We start from the raw sequence: 23,307 nt of genomic DNA, 5'->3' as shown, positions 1-23,307 counted from the left end.
AAACCGACCAATTTAGTCTTTTTTTAATATTTTCTAAGTAAAAACCCTTGTAATTTTTGAAATGCACATCACTATAAAAAACATGGCAACACCGTTGTCACTCATTAGGAGTGCCCATGTCTGAATATATTTTAAATAATGAATCAAGCTTAGAGCCACAGGTTCCAAGTGTATTACCACTATTAGCATTACGTGATGTTGTGGTCTATCCACACATGCAAATTGCGCTATTTGTGGGTCGTGAAAAATCGATCAATGCAGTGGATGTGGCTCGTAACGGTGACAATTTAGTATTTGTAGTTGCGCAAAAAGATTCGCTTACAGAAGAAATTGATCACGATAACCTCTATCAATACGGAACTGTGGCTAAAATCGTACAAGTCGTAAATCATGAAAATGATGAAAACTGCATTAAAGTACTGATTGAAGGTCTGCATCGTTCTAAACTAGAGCGGATTATTGATGGTGAAGAATACTTGACTGCTGAGCACAGTCTCAGTCCAATGACATTACCATTGGACCAGGAAGCTCAAGCAACTCGCTTAAACGAATTACGTACCCTATTCGCTCAATATGCTGAAGCGAAATTACGCAATGCACGTGAGCTTGTTGCAGCAGCAAATAAAATCGAAGACTTATTACAATTAATGTTCTTTGTTGCAACTCGTGTACCTTTAAATATCGAAGTGAAACAAAAGTTTTTAGAGCACGACGAATTTGAAGCGCATTTTAAAGAGTTGATGAGCTATTTGATGAATCAATCTGCTGAACAGCAAATTGAACAAACGTTGCATGACAGTGTTAAACGTCAAATGGAAAAGAATCAACGAGAATACTTTCTAAATGAAAAAATGAAAGTTATTCAACGTGAACTTTCTGATATGAACGGCGGTGCTGAAGATGACGTTGCGGAAATTGAAAAACGTCTTGCTGAAGCAGATTTGCCTGAACATGTACGCAAAAAAGCTGAAGCTGAGTTTCGCAAACTGAAAGCAATGCAACCTGCTTCAAGTGAAGCTGCTGTGGTGCGTAACTATTTAGAAGTCATTCTGGATACCCCATGGAACAAAGCGAGCAAAGTCAGCATTAACTTAGCAAAAGCACAAGAGATTCTTGATGAAGATCATTACGGCTTAGATGACGTCAAAGATCGTATTGTTGAATATCTTGCAGTGCAATCTCGTGTGAAAAAACTCCGTGGTCCTATTCTTTGTCTAGTTGGTCCTCCAGGTGTGGGTAAAACATCACTTGGTGAATCTGTTGCCAAAGCAACAGGTCGTGAGTTTGTTCGCATGGCGCTTGGTGGTGTACGCGATGAGGCTGAAATCCGTGGTCACCGTCGTACTTATATTGGTGCGATGCCGGGTAAAATTGTACAGTCTTTAACAAAAGTTGGCGTGAAGAACCCACTGTTCTTACTCGACGAAATTGACAAGATGGCACAAGACTATCGTGGCGATCCTGCATCGGCATTATTGGAAGTACTTGATCCATCACAAAACAGTAAGTTCAACGATCATTATTTAGATCTGGATCTTGATCTTTCAGAAGTCATGTTCATCTGCACTGCGAACAGCATGAATATTCCTGAAGCATTGCTTGACCGCATGGAAGTGATTCGTCTACCGGGTTATACCGAAGATGAGAAAGTGAATATTGCTGAACGTTACCTTGTTCCAAAAGCGATTAAGAACAATGGTTTACGTACAAAAGAATTGACTGTTCACGAAGAAGCAATCCGTGACATTGTACAACGTTATACACGTGAAGCGGGTGTCCGTAGCCTAGAGCGTGAAGTGTCTAAAATTGCACGTAAAGTGGTGAAAGAAGCTGTAAGCAAGAAGTCTAAAAACTTACAAGTTGATGTCAATTCTGCCAATCTTCCTGAATATCTAGGTCCGCACAAATTTGACTTTGGTATGGCTGAAGATGAAGCACAAGTCGGTCGTGTAAATGGTTTAGCTTGGACTTCAGTCGGTGGTGAGTTGCTTACCATTGAAGTTGCAGCCGTGAAAGGTAAAGGTAAATTCATTACGACGGGTTCGCTCGGTGATGTAATGAAGGAATCAATTACCGCAGCAATGACTGTGGTACGTACTCGTGCTGATGAATTAGGTATTGAAGCATCACGTTTTGATGAAACTGATGTCCATGTTCACTTACCTGAAGGTGCAACGCCAAAAGATGGTCCATCTGCTGGTCTAGCACTCACAACTGCACTTGTATCAGCATTTACAGGTATTGCGATTCGTCCAGATATTGCGATGACAGGTGAAACGAGTCTAGGTGGTCGTGCGATGCGTATTGGTGGTCTAAAAGAAAAACTTCTTGCAGCTCACCGTGGTGGAATTAAATTAGTTTTTATTCCGCAAGATAACGTTCGTGACTTAGCCGAGATTCCTGACAATGTAAAAGAAGGCTTAGAAATCAAAGCTGTAAAAAGTATTGATGAGATCTTACCTTTAGCATTGACGGATACGCCGAAGCCTTTACCTAAAACACCTATTGTTAAACCAGTAGAAGAAGCAAAGGCTGCGCGTCATTAAACAAGTAAGTAGATGAAAATTAAAGAGAGCTTCGGCTCTCTTTTTTTATTACATAATTTGGTTGAAAAACAACCAAATTATTGCATAATAAAATAGAGTCGATAAAAATAAAGATGAAGCTTGACTCAGTGAACCCATTTTTTAGTGTCATCCGAACTCCAGACTGATGACACTTTGATCGCAGCTCAAACGCAATTTTGAGCTGCGTTTTTTATGCAACATAATCAATAAATACACTTTCAGCGACTATTCCCTTTCATGCTCATCACTATCCATAAAGAACACTGTTTATAATAGGCGTAATTTCTCGATCTATTTATTCTATGAAAATTCGTATTCTGACTATTGGGCAAAAAATGCCTGCTTGGGTGTTAACTGGATTTGAAGACTATTTCAAACGCATTCAACCTTTTGTACAAACTCAAGTCATTGAACTCCCAATGGCAAAACGAGGCAAAAATGATTCAGAAGCAGATATTTTAAAATATTGTCAAATTGAAGGTGATAGTATTTTAAATGCACTTAAACCCAATGAAACGTTAATTGCCTTAGAAGTAGGTGGTCGAGAACTCAGTACAGAAAAACTGGCAGATACCATGAAACAATGGATGCTTGAAGGCAATGATATTGCTCTTGCGATTGGTGGTCCTGATGGACATTCAGACGCAGTTCGTAAAGCAGCAGCTTGGCATTGGTCTCTTTCTAAATTGACCATGCCACATCCAATGGTTCGTATTTTACTGATTGAGCAACTTTATAGAGCGATGAGTATCAATCATAATCATCCTTATCATCGCGCTTAAAATTGTTCTGATTATAGAACAATCTGTTGATGTTTAAGGGCTGTCATTGTTCCCATGAATTTGTCACGATAATGATGTATTTCTAATCAGGTGCTTATCTATGAATTTCCAGACTTTACCCGGGTTATTTATTTCTCATGGTTCTCCCATGCTTGCACTTGATCCTGAACAAGTGGGTCCCGCATTGCATCGTTTAAGCAATAATTTACCAAAACCTCAGGCAATTATTGTGATGTCTGCTCATTGGGAAAGTCAAGCGCTAGAAGTAAGTACCTCAACCCGAGCTCAAACGTGGCATGATTTTCGTGGTTTCCCCCCTGAACTTTATGAGATCCGTTATCCTGCTGCGGGCGCTCCAAAACTTGCTGAGGAAATACTGACTCTATTTGCAGAAGCAGATATTCCTGCACATGCCAATAGCACGCGACCACGAGATCACGGTGTATGGATGCCTTTATTGCATATGTATCCAGAAGCCGATATTCCTGTGATTGAAATTTCCTTACCCATTGAAATGAATGCTGACCAGATTTACAAAATTGGGCAAGTTTTAGCACCTTTACGTGAACAACAAATTTTATTAATTGGCTCTGGTAGCATTACCCATAATCTCTCTGAACTTTCATGGCATGCAGATGCTGCAGTTCCAATATGGGCAAGCACATTTCGAAATAGTGTGGTCAGTAAACTGAACCATCAAGATTATGACGCTGTACTTAACTGGCCATCTTTACCCTACGTGCAACGAAATCATCCTACCCTTGAACATTTTGCACCATTATTCTTTGCAATGGGAACAGGACATCGTTTTAGTATCGTGCATAGTAGTTTTTCAATGGGGTCATTAGGTATGGACATTTATCGTTTTGATTAAAAACCAAGCATCATGTTTTTTAAATGGCTTACTTATATTTGAGTAAGTCATTTTCCTAATTAATTTTCTTAAAATTTACAATTGGATACATTTAACGAACTTAATCCATAAACGGATTACATTTTCTTTTTTTAAGAATACTTTAAGCTAATGACTGTTATTTATTTACTGTTGTTTGACTATGAAAATTAAATATTTAGTTCTTGCTTTATTGCCACTTTCTTTGATGGCGTGCCAAACAGTACAAAATGTGACTGATAATGTTATTTCTCAAATGAATACAACTGCTGCAAAAAATTTAACTGAATATAATTGGACTTATCAAGGTTCAAAAGCATCAAAACCTTTAGTTTTATCTTTCGATGATAATCAACGATTATCTATTCAAACTGGCTGTAATAATCAAGGTGGGACTTGGAAAGTTGAAGGTAATACCATTGTAACCTCACCACTGGCATCAACAATGATGGCATGTGCGGATGATTTAATGCAACAAGAACGCTTATCTGCTGATATTTTTAGTGAGAAAAAAGTTCCTTTCACACTCAGTACCCAAAATGATCAAGCGATCTTGAAAGTAACTGATAGTAAAGGTCAAAAACATGTATTTACAGGAAGCAAAATCGTGAATACGAGTGTGTTAACAAACTATACTTGGTCATATCAACCAACTGATACAAAAAAACCAATCGTATTAAGTTTTTTAGCCAATGATCGTTTATCTGTAGATACTGGTTGTAACCGCTTAAATACCTCATGGAAAATTGAAAATGGTTCAATTGTTACAGGTAATGGCGCTTCAACAATGATGGCATGTGAACCAGCGCTGATGAAACAAGAGCAATTTGCAGGTACACTTTTACAAAAACGTAAGGTTTCATTTGAAATTAATGCAACAAATTTAGACCAGCCGAGCTTAACTTTAAGCGATGCAAACGGTCAAAAATATACGTTCCTTGGTAAAATGACAGCTGAAGCAAAATACCAGTCTGAAGGTAAAATCGTTTTCCTCGAAATTTCACCACAAACTAAATCATGTACGGGTGTAGCACCACAAACATGTATGCAAGTTCGTGAGATTAAATATGATGACAAAGGCATCAAAACCTATGCTGATAAAAATTGGTCACTTTACTACGGTCAAATCGAAGGCTTTGAACATAATCCAAACCAACGTGTGATCGTTCGTGTTAAACGCTATGAAATTAAAAATCCAGCAGCAGATCAATCAAGCTTAGCTGATGTCTTAGATATGATGGTTGAACAAGAAACCGTGAAAAAACCATAATTTTAGTCAGTTAAAAAAATCCGATGTTTCAACATCGGATTTTTTTATGAAAAGTCTCTCTTTATTAAAGCGGGAGTTTAGGAGACCCTTAATAAATACCCTGCGCGAGAATGGCATCTGCTACTTTGACGAAACCAGCAATATTTGCTCCATCCACATAGTTAACAGTCCCGTCTTCTTTAGTTCCATATCTTAAACAATTGACATGAATATCTTTCATGATGGCATGTAAGCGTTCATCGACTTCACCATGTGTCCAACCGAAACGTAACGCATTTTGAGACATCTCAAGAGCGGAAGTTGCAACTCCGCCCGCATTTGATGCTTTACCTGGTGCATACAAAATCTTAGCTGCGATAAATTGTTCAACTGCGTCAATTGCAAAAATAAAAAATCTATAAAAATAGATTTAAGCAACGATTGCCGCCGATTAAACTATTCTTTGCTATAATAGCGACACTGTTTTTATCCTATCTTCTTTCATGTCAGTTTCAGCACAACAACTCTCTCTTATCGTTCAGGTAGACCAACTTTTACCACAAACACAATGTGGTTTATGTGGACATCGTGATGGTTGTTTACCTTATGCAAAGTCGATCGTGGAAGGTGAAGATGCAAACAAATGCGTTCCAGGTGGACAACCTGTTGCCGATGCACTTGCGACATTATTAAAAAGACCAACAATGATTGCGGAACCGAGTGTTTGGGACATTCAAGCAGATGGTCGACCGCAACAAATGAAAGCGATAATTCGTGAAGATGAATGTATCGGGTGTACTAAATGTATTAGTGCCTGCCCTGTTGATGCCATTATCGGTAGCGGAAAATTAATGCATAGTATCTTGACTGATCTATGTACGGGTTGTGAGTTATGTATTCCACCCTGTCCTGTAGATTGTATTGATCTAGTCGCAGATACCAATCCATTACCTACAGTTCAACAACGTAATCTTGAACAAGATGATCTCAGACATCGTTACTATGCGCATATCCAACGAGAAGAAAAACGTCGTTTGAGTCGTAAAGGACCGATTGTTCGTGCTGAAATTGATACCGAATTTTTTGCTCAATTTTCTCAAGCACTTAACAATGTACCCGTGATCACACTCATGGATAAACCGAAAGAAAATCCTGTATTAGATGCAAAAACGACAATTGAACTTGCGAAAATTAGAACGCAAATCAAAAAGTTAGAAAAACAATTAAGCGTACGTGCTGATGAGCAAAAACAGGCACAATTACTCGATTTACAACAATGTTTAAATGAATTACAGGGAATCTAAATGCCTGTCAAAAATATGACCAAAAAACAAATTCAGACTTTTTTTGAACGTTTACGTACGCAAAGACCACATCCCCAAACTGAGCTGAACTACAGCTCTCCTTTTGAGTTACTGATTGCTGTTTTGCTTTCTGCACAAGCAACCGATGTCAGTGTCAACAAAGCGACTGATAAACTCTATGCCGTTGCTAATACTGCACAAGCTATTTTAAATCTTGGGGTTGAGGGCTTAAAAGAATATATTAAGACGATTGGTTTATATAACGCTAAAGCTGAAAATGTGATCAAAACTTGTCAGATTTTACTTGATCAATATCAAGGACAAATTCCAGAAACGCGAAAAGAACTGGAATCTTTACCAGGTGTAGGGCGTAAAACGGCAAACGTCGTGCTCAATACCGCCTTTGGTCATCCCACTATGGCAGTCGATACCCATATTTTCCGTGTTGGCAATCGTACTGGTTTGGCAGTAGGTAAAAATGTTTTAGAAGTCGAAGATCGATTAATTAAGGTTATTCCTAAAGAGTTTATTATTGATGCTCATCATTGGCTGATCTTACATGGGCGTTATTGTTGTATAGCACGTAAACCTAAATGTGCTGAATGTATCGTATCCGATGTCTGCAACTGGCCTGATCGTTTTGAATTTGGAGCCGTAAAAACAATTCCAACAAAAAACCTCAGTTAATCCTGAGGTTTTTTACGCTGTTGTAATTTTGGATGCAGCTGACGCTCTCTGCCCTTTTGTTTATTTTCCAAAGCGTGTTGTTTCTGCACATGGCGCAGCATTTTTTGACTTTGATACAATAAAAACAACAGTAAAGCTAAACTTAAAATTACCACCACAATCAAAATAATTTTCAGCAACGACCTATCCTCAATCAGCTCACACGTTTCGACTTGCATAGCGAAACGTCATCTTCATATTCTATTATGTCAGATTTTGTTGGGTTGCATACCATGCATGAATATCTCGTTTTTCAATTGCAGTTGCCATCAATTCTGGGAACTGATCAGGTGTACAAGCAAAGGTTGGGATGCCCATATCCGCAAAGATCTGTGCATGTTGGGTATCGTACCAAGGCGCACCATCATCAGACAATGCCAGTAATGCAATCACTTGCACACCACTATCTAGCATTTCAGCGACTTGCTTGAGCATTTGCTTGGCATCACCACCTTCACACAAATCACTGATGAGAATAAAGATGGTATCTTCTGGACGAGTAATTTTACCACGACAATATTTAATCGCTTTGGCAATATCGGTTCCCCCACCCAACTGCGTTCCAAACAACACATCCACAGGGTCTTGGAGCAAAGGGGTTAAATCGGCTAACTCAGTATCAAATACAATCATTTGCGTACTGACTGCACGAATACTTGCCATCACTGCCGCAAAGACACTGGAATAAATCACCGAAGGTGCCATCGAACCACTTTGATCGACACACAGTACAATGTCTTTTAAAGCCGTTTGTTGGCGTGGATGTCCATGTAATTCATGTGGAATAATGGTTTTAAAATCTTCCTGCCAATGTTTCAAATTGGCTTGAATGGTGCGTTTCCAGTTAATGTCTTGCATGCGTTTAGGACGACGCGTATGTGCTGAACGATTGATACTGCCTCGAATCGCTTGCTGTAATGGTTGTTTTAAACGGTTTTCAAGCTGTTCTACCAACTGACGTACCACGATGCGTGCAGTTTCTTTGGTTTTTTCAGGCATCAAATGATTGAGTGAAATTAAGGTAGAAACCAAATGAATATCGACCTCTACACTCGCCAACAATTCAGGCTCTAACAACATTTGTTGTAAATTTAAACGCTCTAAAGCATCTTTTTGAATAACTTTTACCACAGAAGATGGGAAATACTGGCGAATATCCCCCAACCATTGCGCCACTCGAGGACTAGAATGCCCTAAACCACCACGGCGATTGGACTGTTGCGTCTGATAAAGCTCATTCAAGCATTCTTGCATTTTGGTATCTTGCACCGACCAATTCGGTAAATGCGAGGTCGAATTTGGGACTTGCCCTAAAATTAATCGCCAACGTCGTTCTTGTTCCGCAAGGTCAGATTGTTTTAAAGTGATCAGTTCTTCATTCATGTTCATCACTTAAACCTCGACAGCAACAGGCTGTAAATACGCATAAATTTCATCTAATACCGTTTGAGCACGTGCGATGTCTAAAGCACCGACCTCTTGTTTGACTGCGGTCGATTTTTGCGTCACTTTCTGAATTAATTGCTGTGCTTCAGCAGGGCTAAAACTTGAAGCTGTTCTCGCCAAAATCGGTAACAATTCAATGAATTGCTGCTCTTGTAATTGATTGACCCATTGGCTCACCGCATCCCAAAGACTTTGCTCATGAATCAATAGCAAAGCTTGATGGGTCAAGAAACCTTCAAACCAAGCTGCACTGTAATCCGCCGTCTGCCCGATCGACAAAGCTCGAGACAGAAACTCCTGTGTTTGCTCTACATCAATCAACTGCTGTTCTCGTGCTGAACGCACACAACAACCATGCAAATAACCTTGCATCTGTTCTAATTGCAATAACTGTTCCAAGGTCTCTTGCCAGAGCTGTAGCAATTCATCTTGTTGTAATTGTTCTAAAAGTTCATATAAATTTTGTAGTTGTTGGGCAAACTGCTGCGCCATTTCGGCATTCAGTTGTACACAATAACTTGGCAAACTCAACATCAAGCGAATCGCTAAATGTTCTACCACTTGATGCAAATGCTGCATTGAAAATTGGCGCACACTGCCATAACGAATTGCAGTAATCAGTGGCTTTAAAGTTGCCAAAATAATACTTGGGTCTTGATGCTGGGTAGTGAGTTCATTCAATTTATCCAAAGCCAAATTTAAGCTTTGATCTAGACCAGACAATAAAATGCTCTCAATCAGTTGCGCAATTTGCGCCACATCTTCACATTGTCGAATCTGATTTTCTAAATAACTTTGTGTGGCAAGCTGAATGCTATTGCCCCACAGCGACATTTCATTCAGATATAAACTACTCTCAGGCTGCCAAGACAACTGCCATGCTTCTTTAAAATTGCCTTGCTTCGAGCCTGTACCTGCCAAGTCTGCCCAAGCAAGACCGAGTAATTTCACGCAGTGTAAAAATTGACTTTTTGCCAAGTCGAATGCTTCACGCAAATCAAGACTAATGTCACGATGAGGTGCTTCGAGCTTTAAACGGAAATGCTTCACTTGCTGCAAGAAATCTTTTTGAATGGGTAGCTCAATCAATTCATCGGGTACTTGCCCCAATTGCTCGTCTTCAAGCAATTTGGCTAAAATCGGTTGTGGAATATATAAACCATGATTCAAGACCGAGCGAATCACCTCAAATAAATCTTCCAAATCAGGAATACGGCGTCCACGTAATTGCAATAAAGATTGAATTAGTTGTACCGCATCAATAATCTGAGCACTAGAGGCATCATGACCTGCTTGGCGTAAGGCTTGGGCAAATTTGCTTAACCAATCAATGCTAATTTTCTCGCCATCAACATTTTCGTCTAAAGCTTGTTGATAATGCTTCCAAAGATGGGTATACCATCCCACCGCTTGTACACCTGCACCATAGCCACTGTCTCGGCTCAATCGCCCATGTGTCCACGCAATCCATGCAGCATCCACTTTCACTTTGGGCAAGCCTTTGAGCAAAGCGGTATCTGCTTTATTTTGCGCTTTTAAATCTGCCAACACAGGTGCATGCCATGCACCACAAATCACTACAATATTTTGGTAGCCCTGCTTTTCTGCCTGCTTGATCACTTTGCGCATATAGGCTTCGCGATACTGCTCCAGCAATTGATCTTCGCTGCTATAGTTTTCAGGCTGCTGGCTCAGTAAATAATCTCGTAAAGCTGCCATCGCATCAGTAATTGCGGCAAACATTTGTCCAGCATGCGGTTGCTGTTCAACCAAATGCTCCCAAAAACGTTCGCTATCTTGATAGCCTGCCTGTTCCGCCAACAGTTGAATTGGATCTCGGCGAATCGAAAGATAATGCTGCTCCAGATTCTGTTCTGGCTCAACATCATCTTGCTGATTAGACTCAATCTCTTGTTCGTCTGCTAATGCTTGTTCGTCGGCTGAAGCTTGCTGTAAACGTTGCTCTGCCCATTGTTTTTCCAGTGCAAAACGATGTTGCAAAGGCAGATCCATAAACTCTACTGCAACTTGCTGACGCAGCGCATATTGCAAAGCTTGCCACTCAGGCGAAAATTCAGCAAAAGGATAGAAGACTGCCTGTGATCGCACTTCTTTTTGTACAGGGGTATTCAACAACAACGCCACAGGCGGCTTAAAATCGGCATGTTGCAATTGGGCAATGATTGCATTGGCATCAGGTGGCCCTTCAATCAAAATACAGTCAGGTTGAATCGAAGCCAAAGCATTACATACACTACGTGCCGAACCAGGCCCATGATGACGAATACCGAGAATATGCAGCATTTTTCTATCCTTTATTCCGATCACATCTTCTCCTTGTCAAGGAGAAGATTGGGATGAGGTCATTTATTATTTGGTTTTATTCTAAGTCACGACAAGCACGATACAGGTCTTGCCAACCCTCACGTTGTTTAATTACAGTTTCAACATATTCCTTCCAAGGCACAATATCTTGAACAGGATCTTTTAATACTGCACCTTGTAGACCTGCTGCGAGTTCATGATCCGTAACATTGCCCGAACCAAAATGCCCTGCCATCACCCAACCATGACTCATCACTGAAATGGCTTCAGCCGTGGATAAAGTTCCTGTGGTGGTTTTGAGTTTTTGCTTGCCATCCAAGGTTTGCCCATGACGTAACTCTCTAAAAATCGTCACCAGTTTTTGAATTTGAGCATCTAAAGGCTGAATCTCGGGCAATTGTAAACTCTTGCCCAAAGATTGAACCCGTTTTTGTACGATTTCCACTTCTTCAGCGATGGTGGCAGGCGGCGGTAAAATCACCGTATTAAAACGACGCTTTAACGCAGAAGAGAGTTCATTCACTCCTTTATCACGGTTATTGGCGGTGGCAATCACACTAAAACCTTGTACCGCTTGATACTCAATTCCCAACTCAGGAACAGGCAAATTTTTCTCGGAAAGTAAGGTAATCAAGGTATCTTGGACATCGGCAGGAATACGAGTCAGTTCTTCCACACGCGCGATCTTGCCTTCTTGCATCGCACGTAACATCGGACTTTTCACCAAAGCATCTTCGCTTGGGCCTTTGGATAAAAGTTCCGCATAATTCCAACTATAACGTAAGGTATCTTCGCTCGTACCTGCCGTACCTTGAATCAATAAAGCACTATTACCTGAAATCGCCGCAGCCAAATGTTCAGATACCCATGATTTTGCTGTCCCTGGTACGCCTAATAACAACAAGGCGCGATCAGTCGCCAATGTCGCAACAGCAATTTCCATCAAACGGCGATTACCAATATATTTTGGAGAAATTTCTGTTCCATCTGGCAGTGTTGTACCCAATAAGTAATCTACGACTGCTTTAGGCGAAAGTTGCCATTGTGGAGGTTTTACTAAACTGTCATGTGCTTTTAATGCATCTAATTCATGAGAAAACTGTTGTTCTGCACGCGCACGTAAAACTTGTTGAGACATGTTGATTATCCTAATTTATGATTTCTTGATCATTAAGCAATAAGTTTTTGTTTGTACTGATTCAATTGAATGAGTTGTTTCCATTCAGAAATAGAAAAAAGAGCTTGTAAACTACTGATGTCGATTGGATAAGCTTGCAAAATCAGCCATTGGGCCTGCTCTTTTAATAATGCAAATTTCTTCTGATCCTGCTGCAAATCTAAGTTCGCATATGCATGTTGTAATAACACGACCGCCATTTCTGTGATGTTATGATATTGATACAAAGACTTGGCACGTTGCCAAACAAACCAAAAATGTTCTACATCTTGATTTTGGTAATGGGACTCGAGTTGCTTTAACAACAATCCAATTGCTGGTTCTTGGTCTAGTAAAGTAAAGAATAACTCACGTTCAAACATGTTCCCACTTGATGCCGTTACAGCTTCACACCATTTGACTTGATGTTGGTAAAACCATAAAGCTAAATCATGTCGTTGCTCTCGATAACAACACACAATAAACGCATTCCAAAGCGAATCTTTTTGCTGTGAATGCAATGAAAGTAAATGATCCCAAGTACCAAATAATTCTAACCAATACGCAAGCGGCAATTGAATTAAAATTCTTTTGAGATAAAGTACGCCCTGCGGACTTGCACAAAATGCCTGATAAGCTTGCTCAACTTGAGCACTTTGGTAAGCCGTTTTTAAACTTTTACGGCTTTCGACCAAATTAGCTTCTCGATCAAAAAAGCCATAATCATTCAATGCATCATCTTGATCTAAGTTAATGTTGAATTTAACTTTTTTAGCTTGAGCATCGTAGCTCAAACATACACGCAGTAACGCCATAACTTCATGATAAAGCGCGTTATCTTGATAATATAAATAGAAAGCTAATGCAGCATTACTACTTACTGTCGCTGCATTCTGTGGTTCTAATGTTTTTACATGCTGGTATAAAGCTTCAAATTGAGTCACTGGCATATTATATGTCACAAGACTTTCAGCATGACTTTGCAAATGATTTCTCTGAATCGATTGTGACCAAAACTCTGCTATATGTTGATGAATAAAGTTCGGCAATTGACCGCATAATTGGCTCATCAACAAAGACCATTCGCTACTTTTTGATTTCTGTAATTGACGGATCAATGGTGCTGCGTCTTGTTGTTTCACATATTTCCACACCCTTTTTGCATCATCCAAACGCGTTGTCACATCGCCCTGAAATGCAAATTCAGGTAAGACTGATGCCAATAACACTGGGTTTCGACACAGTGGTAAAACTTTTAACACCAAATAACGAGGAATCACTTGCTGCTGTAGTTGAGCAAGTTTGAAAATTTGAATAACCCAATCTTGATATAAAAATGGCGACTCTTGTGCAACAACCCATTTCAAAATTTGCACAAGTTGATTATCCAATTGCTTTTCATTTTCTATCTGATCAATCTCAGCAATATTCTTTTGTAAGGTTTCAGGTACACCTTGCGCTTGATAACCTGCTTGTTGCATCAACACCCAATATTGATTCAAGACTAATAAATCTTGAGCTGAATCAATCTGCTGAGGCACATAGATTTGCAATTCACTCGGTACTTTTACAGTCTGTTTAAACTGCTGCCCTAGCGTCAGTTTGAGTAATAACTGCTGATTAAACTCACTGTATGATATGCTCAAAGACATTCAAAGTGCCCTCCTTGCCAAATACTCACCAGTTTAAGTTGCAATCCATTCCATTCAACGCCTGCACTAAATGGCTCAGTCCCCACTAAAAACCATAACTCAACAAATTGTTTAATCTCAATTTCACACATTTTTTGATCCTGATCGACCAAATAAATCACTTTGTCCTGCTTGACTAAACGCAATTGCTCTAGCCAGAAAAAGCGTACTAACTGCAAAGGATATTGTTTTAATCCATTCGCATATTGAGTAAATGCTTGATCAAAATTTTCAAAGCCTTTTGGCGCAACCAGCGTTAGGCTCAAATCATTGAATGACATTAAATTATCTTCTAAACGAAGACGTTGTTGGCTTACCACTGGATAAAGTTTGGCATTTAAAACCAGTTGTTTTTGGAAAGGCAACGTTAAGCCAAAGTTCGAATAAGGTGGAATTTCAAAATCTAACAACAAATAGTCGCGTAAATTTTGGCTATCCCATAGCCATTGACGACGATAACGTCCACGAGTATTCACCAACTCCTGTGTGACTTGTCCCAATACATACACATTTAAAGACTGTACTGCAATTTGACCCCACACATCAGTTGGTAAATTGATACCAAAAAGCTGTTTTACTTCTTCATAAAGTTCTGGTTTGAGCTGTTGACGGTTTTGCCATAAATGAACGGCTGTTTGTAATTTAGCTATCCAAAATGAACTTTGCATTTGCCAATTGCTTTGATACAGCGCACTCGAAAACTCATCTAAATAGCTGACTAAGCCTGCAATTTGAGCATCGACCAAACGACTTTGAATATCGCGGAACTTTTCATGTTGTTGCTGACGTAATCTCCCAAACCCCATCGTGACAACATCATTCAACCATGTTTGTAATGCCTCAATGCCTGCATCCATTTTTTTCTCACGTGCCAATTGGCGTTTCGCACGTGCTTCTTCATCAATCGGTTTATCAATCTTGTTTTCTTTTTTCTCAAGTGTTTTGGTTTTTTTATCTCGCCATTTTTGTACTCGATCAGGTATGCTTTCTTCATCTGATTGCACAGTAAATTTATCTTGATACTCGGTATAGACAAACAATAGTGCTAAAGCATGTTTACAAGGTCGTTTAAAACTTGGACAACTACATTCGCATTTAAGTTCAGGTAAAAAAACTGCGCTTTGATAAATCGCACTGCCCTGAATTTCTCCCCAAATCCATTGATCAGTCGAACCCGAGATATTGTTCCATGCTTCGAATTTTGCGAGTTTCTTGGCTGATTTTGCCGAACTTGCATCTGGAATAATTTGCTCGACTTGATCAGATTGAATCGTCAGCAACATAGTTAACCCTTTAAAATAATTCTAAGTTTCAGTATTTTTAAATTGTACGCTTGAATGAAATATAACGTTTTTTGTTTAGTTTTTATATCATTTAATCTGACATAGCGACATTTTATGTCGTAGATAATTATAGGTATAAAAAAACTGTCTTATGGCTACATAAGACAGTTCTATCAAAACTAAATTATTTATCTAAAATAGCAAATAATTCTTTTTGAACTTCTTCGATTGCACGTAAGCCATTCAATTTATCATAAGTTGGTGCATTTTCACCTGAAGCAGCACGACCTTGATAAAAACCTACTAGCTGTTCAGTTTCACTATGGTATGAACCTAAACGCTTGCGAATCGTTTCTTCTTGATCATCCGGACGTTGTACCAAGTCTTCACCAGTTTCATCATCCTTACCTTCTACTTTAGGTGGATTATAAACAAGATGATAAACACGACCAGAAGCTGGGTGCTGACGACGACCTGAAAGACGTTGAACAATCTCTTCATCTGGAACATCAATTTCGATCACATGATCAATTGAAATACCCGCCGTTTCCAAAGCTTCGGCTTGTGGAATCGTACGAGGGAAACCGTCAAAAATACAACCGTTCACGCAATCTGGTTGAGCGATACGCTCTTGAACCAAACCAATAATGAGTTCGTCTGATACTAGACCACCAGACTCCATAACACTTTTCGCTTTAAGACCTAGTTCAGTTCCTTCACGAATTGCAGCACGGAGCATATCACCGGTTGAAATTTGTGGGATATTGTAGCGCTTACAGATCAACTGAGCTTGAGTACCTTTACCTGCCCCAGGTGGTCCGAGTAAAATAATGCGCATAAAAGAACATCCTCATTTAAAAACAATAAATCTTAAATTGAGCAATATGATACAGATTTATTGCTCAACCAACATCAAATTAATTATAAGAAAGCAACAAATAAGTGGATTAAACCTGCAAAAAAACCAGTCACACCACCCAATACAATTAGGATCCACTCATCTTCTTGGAACGCAGGTCGCAATAGATTCTGAAACTCTTTCGGTGTCAGTTCACGGATGCGGTCTCTAAACATTTGAAAGATCTTCTGCGCACGACTTGCATTCAGAGCTGGATCACATACTGGACCCATAGTAATTTCAATTGAGCGATCAATCAAGTCGGTCTTGAGTCTAGCATATTCTCTTGGACCTAATGAAAGCTGCAATGATGTTCTAACCAATGGGGTTTCCATGATTTCATTGATATGGCGCTTGACAATACGACGAGTTTTGTCTTTTTTACTGCCATACATCATTTCAGTCATGATGGATTTTAGAGTAATCAAATCCTCCGTTACCACGCTCGCAAAAACATCCGAAACTTCCTCTTGGCGTTTCATGAATGCACCTTGAACGTTATATGTACCAAGCTTTAGCACAGGAACAATCCAAGGAAACTTACGATCTTTGGTCAAACGAAAAATCTGCGGATAACGAATATAATGCGGTTCAATCGGATTAAATACCATCCAAATTGCGATCCAGTTGGTCAAAAAGCCCCAGATCGCAGCCCAAAAAGGAACTGTCCAATGCCACGGTACAACGAACCAAACGATCATTTGGAAAACACCAAAGAACATTCCAATTAAAGCACTGATATGCCAAATAAAATTAATTTCTTTTTGGCCGACTTTTTGGAACATGCGCACCATCAAACGGCGATCATTTTCCATTTGGCTCACCACCATTTCCCGCATGTCAACAAGTGACTCCACGTTCATGGTCAGCTCAGTCACAAGTTCCTTTAAAGTATTTGGAAGCTGTTTATGCGCTTGCGCATAAATACGACGCTTAATCGAATAAGGTAAGTTTTCCCACAGCACCGCATTTCGATCAATCATGACTTCATCAATCAAGTGCTCAAGTTCAAAACCAACTTGCTCACCAATGATCATTGCCATATCTTCTGGATCCATTGCCTCTAAAAACTCACGCAATGAACCCAACTTAGATAATGTATTATCAGTAATGATGCCTGAAATACGCCCTGCTTTACGCGGCACAATCCCCTGCCAACCTACAGGTAAAGGTCCTAAATGGAATCCCCAAAAATTAATTGGGTAAAACACCATTTTTAAAGCCATCCATACATGAGCCCAAGTTACTAGGGCTGTCACTGGAATAATACTTAGGACCGCCAGATGGTCAGGTCGATTTAAAAAAATCTGCCACAATTCATTGACGTAATCAAACATGCATGACTCTCAGAATTATTGATACATTAAGACTTATAAAAGAATGAACAATCAGTCACGCCCCTATAAGCCAAAACTTAACGTGTAAGAAATCTGAAAAACAGGCTCTGCTTTTTTTACAGTCTTCCCATTTCCATCTTCTATCTTGTCACGCACTCCCGCTCCCACACTAAATGTACTGATTCGATCACTATTCAACCAAACAAATGCTAAATCAGTACCAACACCTAAATTCCCTTTTTGTTTACCGCCATAGTTTTTACTATCTAAATGACCAGCATACAGACCAAGGTAATAGCCATTTTTATCTGTACCTGTTAAATAATATGGATAACGAAAGCCAATTTGCGCACCAGGTTCATTATCATCATTTAAAAAAGCGCCTACTTTTGCATAAGCAATGCCGTATGGGTTTACCCATTCAAGATTCGCATGTAGTAATTTTTTAGTAAAACCAGCACCAATATTCCAAGTTGCTACGTCTTTTGCCCCTTTTAATTTTGCTTCAGGCATATATGGATTTTCTTCAGCATGGACAACGCCGTTGAATGCTAAAACCGCTAGTAAAAGGTAAGATTTTTTCATTATTTTCTCCATTTTCCCTAAGAATGTATCTTGGACAATCCTATTTCAAACAGTTTGAGACTTTAACAGAATTATTTTGCATCTAATATACAAGTCCCTACAATTTTAATGTCTGCAAAGTCAAAAACTGTCGCGTCATCATTCAGATGATGTATTGAAAATACTACAGTATGATCATGCAACTTACGTTAAAATAACGCGCCTTTTATATTTTCTCCCTTGTAATTTAAGTCGACACCCTATGAAACAGCACTTTCCTTTAAAAAACATGCAGCAAGAAAAGCGCATTTACAAGGGTCGAATCTTCTTTGCTATATTTGTCGTCGCTACTTTTCTACTTTTATTAATTTGCCGTTATGCATATTTACAAATTATTCATTACGACGACTTTACAACAGCCTCGGATAAAAACCGAATTCGTTTACAGCCTCTTCCACCCGCACGTGGCTATATTTATGATCGTAATGGCGTACTCTTAGCGGATAATTATCCTGTTTTTACAGCAACACTAAGTCGTACAGATGTCACAGATATTGATAGAACCATTGCACGTTTAATTCCAATACTGAGCTTAACCCAAGAAGATGTCGATCGTTTTAAAAGTCGCGTAAAAACTGCACGCAAAACGGAAAGAATTGCCATCAAGTTAAATCTGACTGAGGCAGATATTGCGAAATTCAGCGAAGTTAAATACGACTTCCCGGGTGTAAAAATTGAAACACAAATGACACGTTACTATCCTCATGGTGAATTATTTGCGCATGTGATCGGTTATGTGGGACGAATTAACGACAAAGAACTAAAATCTATTGATAAAGATTTATATGCAGGCACAAACCTGATTGGAAAAATTGGTGCAGAAAAAAGCTATGAAGAGTTATTACATGGAACACCAGGCTATGAATCAGTTGAAGCCGATGCACATGGTAATGTACTACGTCATTTAGGTCGTCAAAACCCAACCCGTGGAAATGATCTTTATTTATCGATAGATTATGGCCTTCAAACCATTGCAGCTCAACAGTTGGCAGATCGTCGTGGTGCAATTGTAGCTATGGATCCACGGACTGGAGAAATTCTAGCGCTGGTATCTAGTCCAAGCTTCAATCCAAATCTATTCGTTACAGGCATTAGTTCAAAAGATTATAGTGGGCTACGTGATAACTTAGACCAACCACTTTATAACCGTGCCGTACAAGGCGTTTATCCACCGGGTTCGACGATTAAACCGATGTTCGGACTTGGTGGAATTCATTACGGACTTGTCGATTGGGGCACAGCAATTTCTGATCCTGGTTATTTTAATTTACCAGGAGATAGCCACCGCTTCCGTGATCATAAAAAGACAGGTCATGGTGCTGTAAATTTACATAAAGCTGAAGTTGTATCCTGTGATACCTATTTCTATATCCTGTCTTATCGTATGGGTATCGAAAAAATGAATGACTGGATGCGGCAATTTGGCTTTGGCGCAAAAACAGGTGTAGATTTACCAAGTGAAAGCACAGGTCTATATCCAAGTCCAGACTGGAAAATGCGTACACGTAAATCGAAATGGTTAAAAGGCGAAACTATTTCTGTGAGTATTGGACAAGGTGCATTTACTGCTACCCCATTACAACTTGCGATGGCTGTAGCAATTACTGCCAACAAAGGATCTCATGTTACGCCTCACGTTTTACGTGATAATAAGGGCGCAAAAAAATATTCTGTGCACAATGCTCCTGACGGTAAAATTCAATTTAATGGTACAGAGCAAGATTGGCTCAACATGCATGCAGCCATGATTGATGTCATTCAATCTGGAACAGGGCGTGGCATTAAGGGCGGATTACAATATTCTATTGCGGGTAAAACAGGTACAGCTCAGGTCAAAAGTATTGCTCAGGGCAAACGTTATAATGAAGCCGCTCTTTCCTCTCGACAATGGGACCACGGTTTATTTGTTGGCTTTGCACCAGCGGATAATCCTCAAATCGCAATTGCTGTCGTTTGGGAAAATGGTAAACATGGCGGATCGGCGGCTCAACTTGCACGTCCAGTCTTTGATTACTGGTTAGTCACTCGTAAAAATAATCCTATTCGTCCAGCCAACCATCAAGTGAGTGGCGGTTTAATGACGGCTGGTATTAAACCTGGTGAACTACCAAATAGTTCTGATTCACCTGCATCGACACCAGCAGCGTCAAGTTCCGTTACAACAACGGCTGTTTCTCATTCCAATGATGGAGTCACTGAATAATGAAGAATCAATTACGTATTATCGGTGGTGATTGGAAACGTAGAACGCTACCATTCGCTAGCATTGAGGGTTTACGTCCGACACCAGATCGCGTAAGAGAAACCTTATTTAATTGGCTCATGTGGGATATACAAAATTCACAAGTTTTAGATTTATGTAGTGGTTCTGGCGCATTGGCTTTTGAAGCACTATCACGTGGTGCTGCCAAAGTTGTGATGATCGAACCCAACCCGATTCAAGCTCGCTTTTTAAAAGAAAACATTCAGTTGCTAAAAGCAGACAATTGTCAGCTCCTGACACTCACTGCACAACAAGCATTAAAGAAATTAAACACTCATTTTGATGTTGTTTTTTTAGATCCCCCATACGACCTAGCATTATGGGAAGAACTTGCTGAATTAGCTGATCCAATTATTACGGAAAATGCCTTTATTTATGTAGAAGCAGATCGAGAATTATCTCAATTAAAACTTCCATCTAGTTGGCAAAAAATTAAAGAAACCAAAGCAGGAATTGTCAGAGCGGGTTTGTACCAGAAAAAATCTTAAAAAATGCGCAACCAAAATAATCGAATTAATTGCCCCCGATCAAATGGAAAACTGGAAAGATATTCGTAACCAATCCGATTATTCTTATTCAATTGATACACCATACCGTATCCAAGTGAAATCGAAAAATCATCTAAAGAGAGATTGCTTGTATCTCCCGTTAACATCTTTTGATTAAATTGATTGGTTTGGTAAGCGGTATAGTTATAAACACGCCAACGATCATCTTGGAAAAACAGATTATGCAAGATTGAATAATCTGTTTTAATTTGGGGATAAGCAGCATCAAACATACTTTCCATTGCATCATGATCTTCTGCAAAAAAATCATAATCTTTGGCACTTGCCAAACAAGAGCAACAGATTAGCAAGACATATAAAATAATGTTTAAAACTCGCATAAGAATTTGGATTGATGATGCTCATGCATAGCATAACGTGAAATCGTAGTTGTTATAAATATTCATATTCTAGATCGTGTTAGAAATACCATTCCATCCGTCTACCATTTGGCATTCTTTGAGTGTTTTCATCCTTAAAAGCTGTTTCCTCTACAACCTTAAAACCGATTCGCTCATATAAGCTTTGCCCTTTTGGATTTGCTTTAGAAACATCTAAAGACAACCCAGAATATCCTTGTTCAATGGCATGCATTTTAAGATGTTGTAATAATTGAGTGCCGATTCCTTTACTACGATAATTTGGATGCACACCAAAATTTGCCACATGTAAGCTCGTCTCACTGGGTTTTGTTACCACTGAACTAGAATTTAGTGCTCGCATAAACACACGAGGAAACCGAAATTTATACATCTTTAAAATATTTTTAATGGTTCCATTATCCATACGAGACAAATCTTTTGTTGCATAGCATGCCACGACAGCAATCACTTTCCCCTGGTGCTCAACAACCCAATGCAAGTTATAGCTGGTATACCCATATTCAGACAAAAACTCTTTGTGAATAAAATGCTCCGCCGTAATTTGTTCATGCCGATAAATGTAATCAAATAGAGGCACGCCCGCACTATAGATCAATGGAACACAATCATATACGTCTTTTTTCTCTGCTTTTCTTATGTACATCATGATTCTCAGATTATTTATTTTTTTAAAACAAAAATAAATTATTAAAAATTACTTAATTTTTTTGTGTTGGACATTAAGAATTAATTTATTAAATTAATTTAATATACAATAATACAATAACTCAAATTTTACCTTATTTATCATGAAGCTTTTTTTCTCGTTTGTGCTCGCAATCTGTTTAACTGGATGTGTTTTTGGCAAATCCAGTGAAGTCAAACGTGCTGAGAAAATCTTACAAGCTTTCCAATGCAAAAACATTGAAGCAAATCAGCTTGCCCCCTCTTCAATGTCCAATTTTTATCAACAAACGCTTGCAGCAAACAAGGAAAAAGCTTCAACTTATATTGAACAATATAAAAATGGAGAAGACCTTTTTGACATCCCACTAGATGAGGTTGTACAACAAAAATATCAATTATATAAACAAGCTTGTCAGGCACTTGGTGGTATCTCTACAGTAGAAGAACCAATTGACATAAACGCGACCAAGTAAGGTAAATCTCATTTGCCTTAATTCATTTTGGATATGGCATGATCGAAAAACAACTGAATTTAAAACACTACCTCGCTTTAGCTAGCATTGTACTGAGTGTCATAATCGCAAGTATTCAACCTTTAGAGTTTGAATCCTATTTATTGCATCAAGCAGGTACTGTTCTGATGCTGATTGCCCTGTTAGTTACACTGAAAAAGATTGGCATCAATTTTTATAGTTTCTGTCTCTATCTCGCCTTCCTTTTTATTCATATTATTGGTGCACATTACCTATATTCTTATGTTCCTTATAACGATTGGATCAATACACTTTTTCACTTCGACCTAAATCAAAGTATGGGCTGGTCACGTAATATGTATGATCGATTTGTGCATTTTGCTTATGGCTTGTTGCTGTACCCATTTTTTTATCGATGTTTTCAAGTATGGTTACCCAAGGTAAAACCATTCTCTCTATTTTTATTGGTGATTCAATTTGTCATGGCAAGTAGCTTATTTTATGAATTGATTGAATGGTGGATTGCGATGGGTTTATCTCCAGAAGATGCTGAGAATTACAATGGACAACAAGGCGATCAATGGGATGCTCACAAAGATATGTTTCTTGCTACGCTTGGTGCGATTGTTATGGGGATGATTCAACTCTACAAAAATAAAACGCTTATCGATAAATAAGCGTTTTATTTAAAAAT

The 23,307-nt window shown here is 39.0% G+C and carries 21 protein-coding genes and 1 pseudogene; 10 read left to right on the top strand and 12 right to left on the bottom strand.

The annotated features are described in order from the left end of the window. The first annotated feature begins 116 nt into the window (after positions 1-116). The 4 genes from lon to O1449_RS04490 all read left to right on the top strand — a co-directional run bounded on the left by lon (position 117) and on the right by O1449_RS04490 (position 5,511). On the top strand, positions 117-2,546 hold the full coding sequence (gene lon, locus O1449_RS04505) for an endopeptidase La (protein ID WP_269239291.1): 2,430 nt from the start codon (positions 117-119) through the stop codon (positions 2,544-2,546). A 323-nt stretch (positions 2,547-2,869) separates the two neighbouring features. Next, positions 2,870-3,349, top strand: coding sequence for a 23S rRNA (pseudouridine(1915)-N(3))-methyltransferase RlmH (rlmH, locus tag O1449_RS04500; protein WP_004663191.1), 480 nt, complete (start codon positions 2,870-2,872; stop codon positions 3,347-3,349). Between the two features lie 100 nt (positions 3,350-3,449). Continuing rightward, positions 3,450-4,223: a DODA-type extradiol aromatic ring-opening family dioxygenase gene (locus O1449_RS04495; RefSeq protein ID WP_269239290.1), complete on the top strand. Its 774-nt coding sequence runs from the start codon at positions 3,450-3,452 to the stop codon at positions 4,221-4,223. Positions 4,224-4,404: 181 nt separating this feature from the next. Continuing rightward, the gene (locus tag O1449_RS04490) at positions 4,405-5,511 is read left to right on the top strand and encodes an META and DUF4377 domain-containing protein (protein WP_269239289.1); all 1,107 of its coding nucleotides are present in this window, start codon (positions 4,405-4,407) and stop codon (positions 5,509-5,511) included. An 88-nt stretch (positions 5,512-5,599) separates the two neighbouring features. On the opposite strand, the pseudogene O1449_RS04485 reads toward O1449_RS04490, so the two are convergent. Then, positions 5,600-5,890 (bottom strand): annotated as a pseudogene (locus tag O1449_RS04485) (NADP-specific glutamate dehydrogenase); the annotation flags it as partial. A gap of 103 nt (positions 5,891-5,993) precedes the next feature. On the opposite strand from O1449_RS04485, the gene O1449_RS04480 reads away from it, so the two are divergent. Together O1449_RS04480 and nth are read left to right on the top strand one after the other, a co-directional pair. Further along, positions 5,994-6,794 carry an RnfABCDGE type electron transport complex subunit B gene (locus O1449_RS04480; RefSeq protein ID WP_269239288.1) on the top strand — a complete coding sequence of 267 codons (801 nt, stop codon included), beginning with the start codon at positions 5,994-5,996 and terminating at the stop codon, positions 6,792-6,794. Then, positions 6,795-7,481 (top strand): endonuclease III, encoded by a 687-nt coding sequence (gene nth / locus O1449_RS04475; protein WP_269239287.1) that lies wholly within the window; start codon positions 6,795-6,797, stop codon positions 7,479-7,481. It abuts the gene before it with no gap. On the opposite strand, the gene O1449_RS04470 is transcribed toward nth, so the two are convergent. From O1449_RS04470 to O1449_RS04430, 9 genes are all read right to left on the bottom strand, one after another. Further along, positions 7,478-7,660 (bottom strand): hypothetical protein, encoded by a 183-nt coding sequence (locus O1449_RS04470; protein WP_026315697.1) that lies wholly within the window; start codon positions 7,658-7,660, stop codon positions 7,478-7,480. The two genes, nth and O1449_RS04470, sit on opposite strands and share 4 nt — an antisense overlap. Before the next feature lie 64 nt (positions 7,661-7,724). Beyond that, on the bottom strand, positions 7,725-8,909 hold the full coding sequence (locus tag O1449_RS04465; protein ID WP_269239286.1) for a VWA domain-containing protein: 1,185 nt from the start codon (positions 8,907-8,909) through the stop codon (positions 7,725-7,727). A 3-nt stretch (positions 8,910-8,912) separates the two neighbouring features. Next, positions 8,913-11,270, bottom strand: coding sequence for a DUF5682 family protein (locus tag O1449_RS04460; RefSeq protein ID WP_269239285.1), 2,358 nt, complete (start codon positions 11,268-11,270; stop codon positions 8,913-8,915). A 76-nt stretch (positions 11,271-11,346) separates the two neighbouring features. After that, positions 11,347-12,429 (bottom strand): ATP-binding protein, encoded by a 1,083-nt coding sequence (locus O1449_RS04455; RefSeq protein ID WP_269239284.1) that lies wholly within the window; start codon positions 12,427-12,429, stop codon positions 11,347-11,349. A gap of 32 nt (positions 12,430-12,461) precedes the next feature. Next, positions 12,462-14,099, bottom strand: coding sequence for a hypothetical protein (locus O1449_RS04450; protein WP_269239283.1), 1,638 nt, complete (start codon positions 14,097-14,099; stop codon positions 12,462-12,464). Next, positions 14,090-15,421 carry an SWIM zinc finger family protein gene (locus O1449_RS04445; protein WP_269239282.1) on the bottom strand — a complete coding sequence of 444 codons (1,332 nt, stop codon included), beginning with the start codon at positions 15,419-15,421 and terminating at the stop codon, positions 14,090-14,092. The genes O1449_RS04450 and O1449_RS04445 overlap by 10 nt, the downstream gene beginning before the upstream one ends. A gap of 184 nt (positions 15,422-15,605) precedes the next feature. Continuing rightward, positions 15,606-16,259 carry an adenylate kinase gene (gene adk, locus O1449_RS04440; RefSeq protein WP_004663203.1) on the bottom strand — a complete coding sequence of 218 codons (654 nt, stop codon included), beginning with the start codon at positions 16,257-16,259 and terminating at the stop codon, positions 15,606-15,608. 83 nt (positions 16,260-16,342) lie between these two features. Next, positions 16,343-17,656, bottom strand: coding sequence for a hypothetical protein (locus O1449_RS04435; RefSeq protein WP_269228414.1), 1,314 nt, complete (start codon positions 17,654-17,656; stop codon positions 16,343-16,345). 63 nt (positions 17,657-17,719) lie between these two features. Continuing rightward, positions 17,720-18,241, bottom strand: a complete 522-nt coding sequence (locus tag O1449_RS04430) for a hypothetical protein (protein ID WP_269228415.1) — start codon at positions 18,239-18,241, stop codon at positions 17,720-17,722. Between the two features lie 241 nt (positions 18,242-18,482). On the opposite strand from O1449_RS04430, the gene mrdA reads away from it, so the two are divergent. Both mrdA and rsmD read left to right on the top strand, forming a co-directional pair. Next, positions 18,483-20,483 (top strand): penicillin-binding protein 2, encoded by a 2,001-nt coding sequence (mrdA, locus tag O1449_RS04425; protein ID WP_269239281.1) that lies wholly within the window; start codon positions 18,483-18,485, stop codon positions 20,481-20,483. Then, entirely contained in the window at positions 20,483-21,031 is a 549-nt protein-coding gene (gene rsmD, locus O1449_RS04420) for a 16S rRNA (guanine(966)-N(2))-methyltransferase RsmD (RefSeq protein WP_269239280.1), read from the top strand. Before mrdA ends, rsmD begins: the two co-directional genes overlap by 1 nt. Here the strand turns inward: rsmD and O1449_RS04415 are convergent. Both O1449_RS04415 and O1449_RS04410 read right to left on the bottom strand, forming a co-directional pair. Then, entirely contained in the window at positions 21,028-21,432 is a 405-nt protein-coding gene (locus O1449_RS04415) for a hypothetical protein (RefSeq protein WP_269228418.1), read from the bottom strand. The genes rsmD and O1449_RS04415 overlap by 4 nt on opposite strands. Before the next feature lie 79 nt (positions 21,433-21,511). Beyond that, a complete protein-coding gene (locus tag O1449_RS04410) occupies positions 21,512-22,117 on the bottom strand; it encodes a GNAT family N-acetyltransferase (protein WP_331276185.1) in 606 nt (201 codons plus the stop codon). Between the two features lie 145 nt (positions 22,118-22,262). Between O1449_RS04410 and O1449_RS04405 the strand changes: the two genes are divergently transcribed. Together O1449_RS04405 and O1449_RS04400 are read left to right on the top strand one after the other, a co-directional pair. Beyond that, positions 22,263-22,613, top strand: coding sequence for a hypothetical protein (locus tag O1449_RS04405; RefSeq protein WP_269228420.1), 351 nt, complete (start codon positions 22,263-22,265; stop codon positions 22,611-22,613). A gap of 38 nt (positions 22,614-22,651) precedes the next feature. Further along, on the top strand, positions 22,652-23,290 hold the full coding sequence (locus O1449_RS04400) for a DUF2238 domain-containing protein (protein WP_269239278.1): 639 nt from the start codon (positions 22,652-22,654) through the stop codon (positions 23,288-23,290). Positions 23,291-23,307 lie beyond the last annotated feature (17 nt).

The organism is Acinetobacter sp. TR3 (assembly GCF_027105055.1).
Lineage (GTDB): Bacteria > Pseudomonadota > Gammaproteobacteria > Pseudomonadales > Moraxellaceae > Acinetobacter.
The sequence above is the reverse complement of the archived record's forward strand: the minus strand, read 5'-3'. Positions and strand labels throughout refer to the sequence as shown.

Excerpts from the sequence above, each read along its gene's own strand:
- O1449_RS04465 (WP_269239286.1), bottom strand. The coding sequence starts at position 8,909 with ATGAACATGAATGAAGAACTGATCACTTTAAAACAATCTGACCTTGCG.
- O1449_RS04415 (WP_269228418.1), bottom strand. The coding sequence starts at position 21,432 with ATGCGAGTTTTAAACATTATTTTATATGTCTTGCTAATCTGTTGCTCT.
- O1449_RS04430 (WP_269228415.1), bottom strand. The coding sequence starts at position 18,241 with ATGAAAAAATCTTACCTTTTACTAGCGGTTTTAGCATTCAACGGCGTT.
- rsmD (WP_269239280.1), top strand. The coding sequence starts at position 20,483 with ATGAAGAATCAATTACGTATTATCGGTGGTGATTGGAAACGTAGAACG.
- nth (WP_269239287.1), top strand. The coding sequence starts at position 6,795 with ATGCCTGTCAAAAATATGACCAAAAAACAAATTCAGACTTTTTTTGAA.
- O1449_RS04490 (WP_269239289.1), top strand. The coding sequence starts at position 4,405 with ATGAAAATTAAATATTTAGTTCTTGCTTTATTGCCACTTTCTTTGATG.
- rlmH (WP_004663191.1), top strand. The coding sequence starts at position 2,870 with ATGAAAATTCGTATTCTGACTATTGGGCAAAAAATGCCTGCTTGGGTG.
- O1449_RS04445 (WP_269239282.1), bottom strand. The coding sequence starts at position 15,421 with ATGTTGCTGACGATTCAATCTGATCAAGTCGAGCAAATTATTCCAGAT.
- O1449_RS04480 (WP_269239288.1), top strand. The coding sequence starts at position 5,994 with ATGTCAGTTTCAGCACAACAACTCTCTCTTATCGTTCAGGTAGACCAA.
- O1449_RS04400 (WP_269239278.1), top strand. The coding sequence starts at position 22,652 with ATGATCGAAAAACAACTGAATTTAAAACACTACCTCGCTTTAGCTAGC.
- O1449_RS04435 (WP_269228414.1), bottom strand. The coding sequence starts at position 17,656 with ATGTTTGATTACGTCAATGAATTGTGGCAGATTTTTTTAAATCGACCT.
- lon (WP_269239291.1), top strand. The coding sequence starts at position 117 with ATGTCTGAATATATTTTAAATAATGAATCAAGCTTAGAGCCACAGGTT.
- O1449_RS04450 (WP_269239283.1), bottom strand. The coding sequence starts at position 14,099 with ATGTCTTTGAGCATATCATACAGTGAGTTTAATCAGCAGTTATTACTC.
- O1449_RS04405 (WP_269228420.1), top strand. The coding sequence starts at position 22,263 with ATGAAGCTTTTTTTCTCGTTTGTGCTCGCAATCTGTTTAACTGGATGT.
- O1449_RS04410 (WP_331276185.1), bottom strand. The coding sequence starts at position 22,117 with ATGTACATAAGAAAAGCAGAGAAAAAAGACGTATATGATTGTGTTCCA.
- adk (WP_004663203.1), bottom strand. The coding sequence starts at position 16,259 with ATGCGCATTATTTTACTCGGACCACCTGGGGCAGGTAAAGGTACTCAA.
- O1449_RS04495 (WP_269239290.1), top strand. The coding sequence starts at position 3,450 with ATGAATTTCCAGACTTTACCCGGGTTATTTATTTCTCATGGTTCTCCC.
- O1449_RS04460 (WP_269239285.1), bottom strand. The coding sequence starts at position 11,270 with ATGCTGCATATTCTCGGTATTCGTCATCATGGGCCTGGTTCGGCACGT.
- mrdA (WP_269239281.1), top strand. The coding sequence starts at position 18,483 with ATGAAACAGCACTTTCCTTTAAAAAACATGCAGCAAGAAAAGCGCATT.
- O1449_RS04455 (WP_269239284.1), bottom strand. The coding sequence starts at position 12,429 with ATGTCTCAACAAGTTTTACGTGCGCGTGCAGAACAACAGTTTTCTCAT.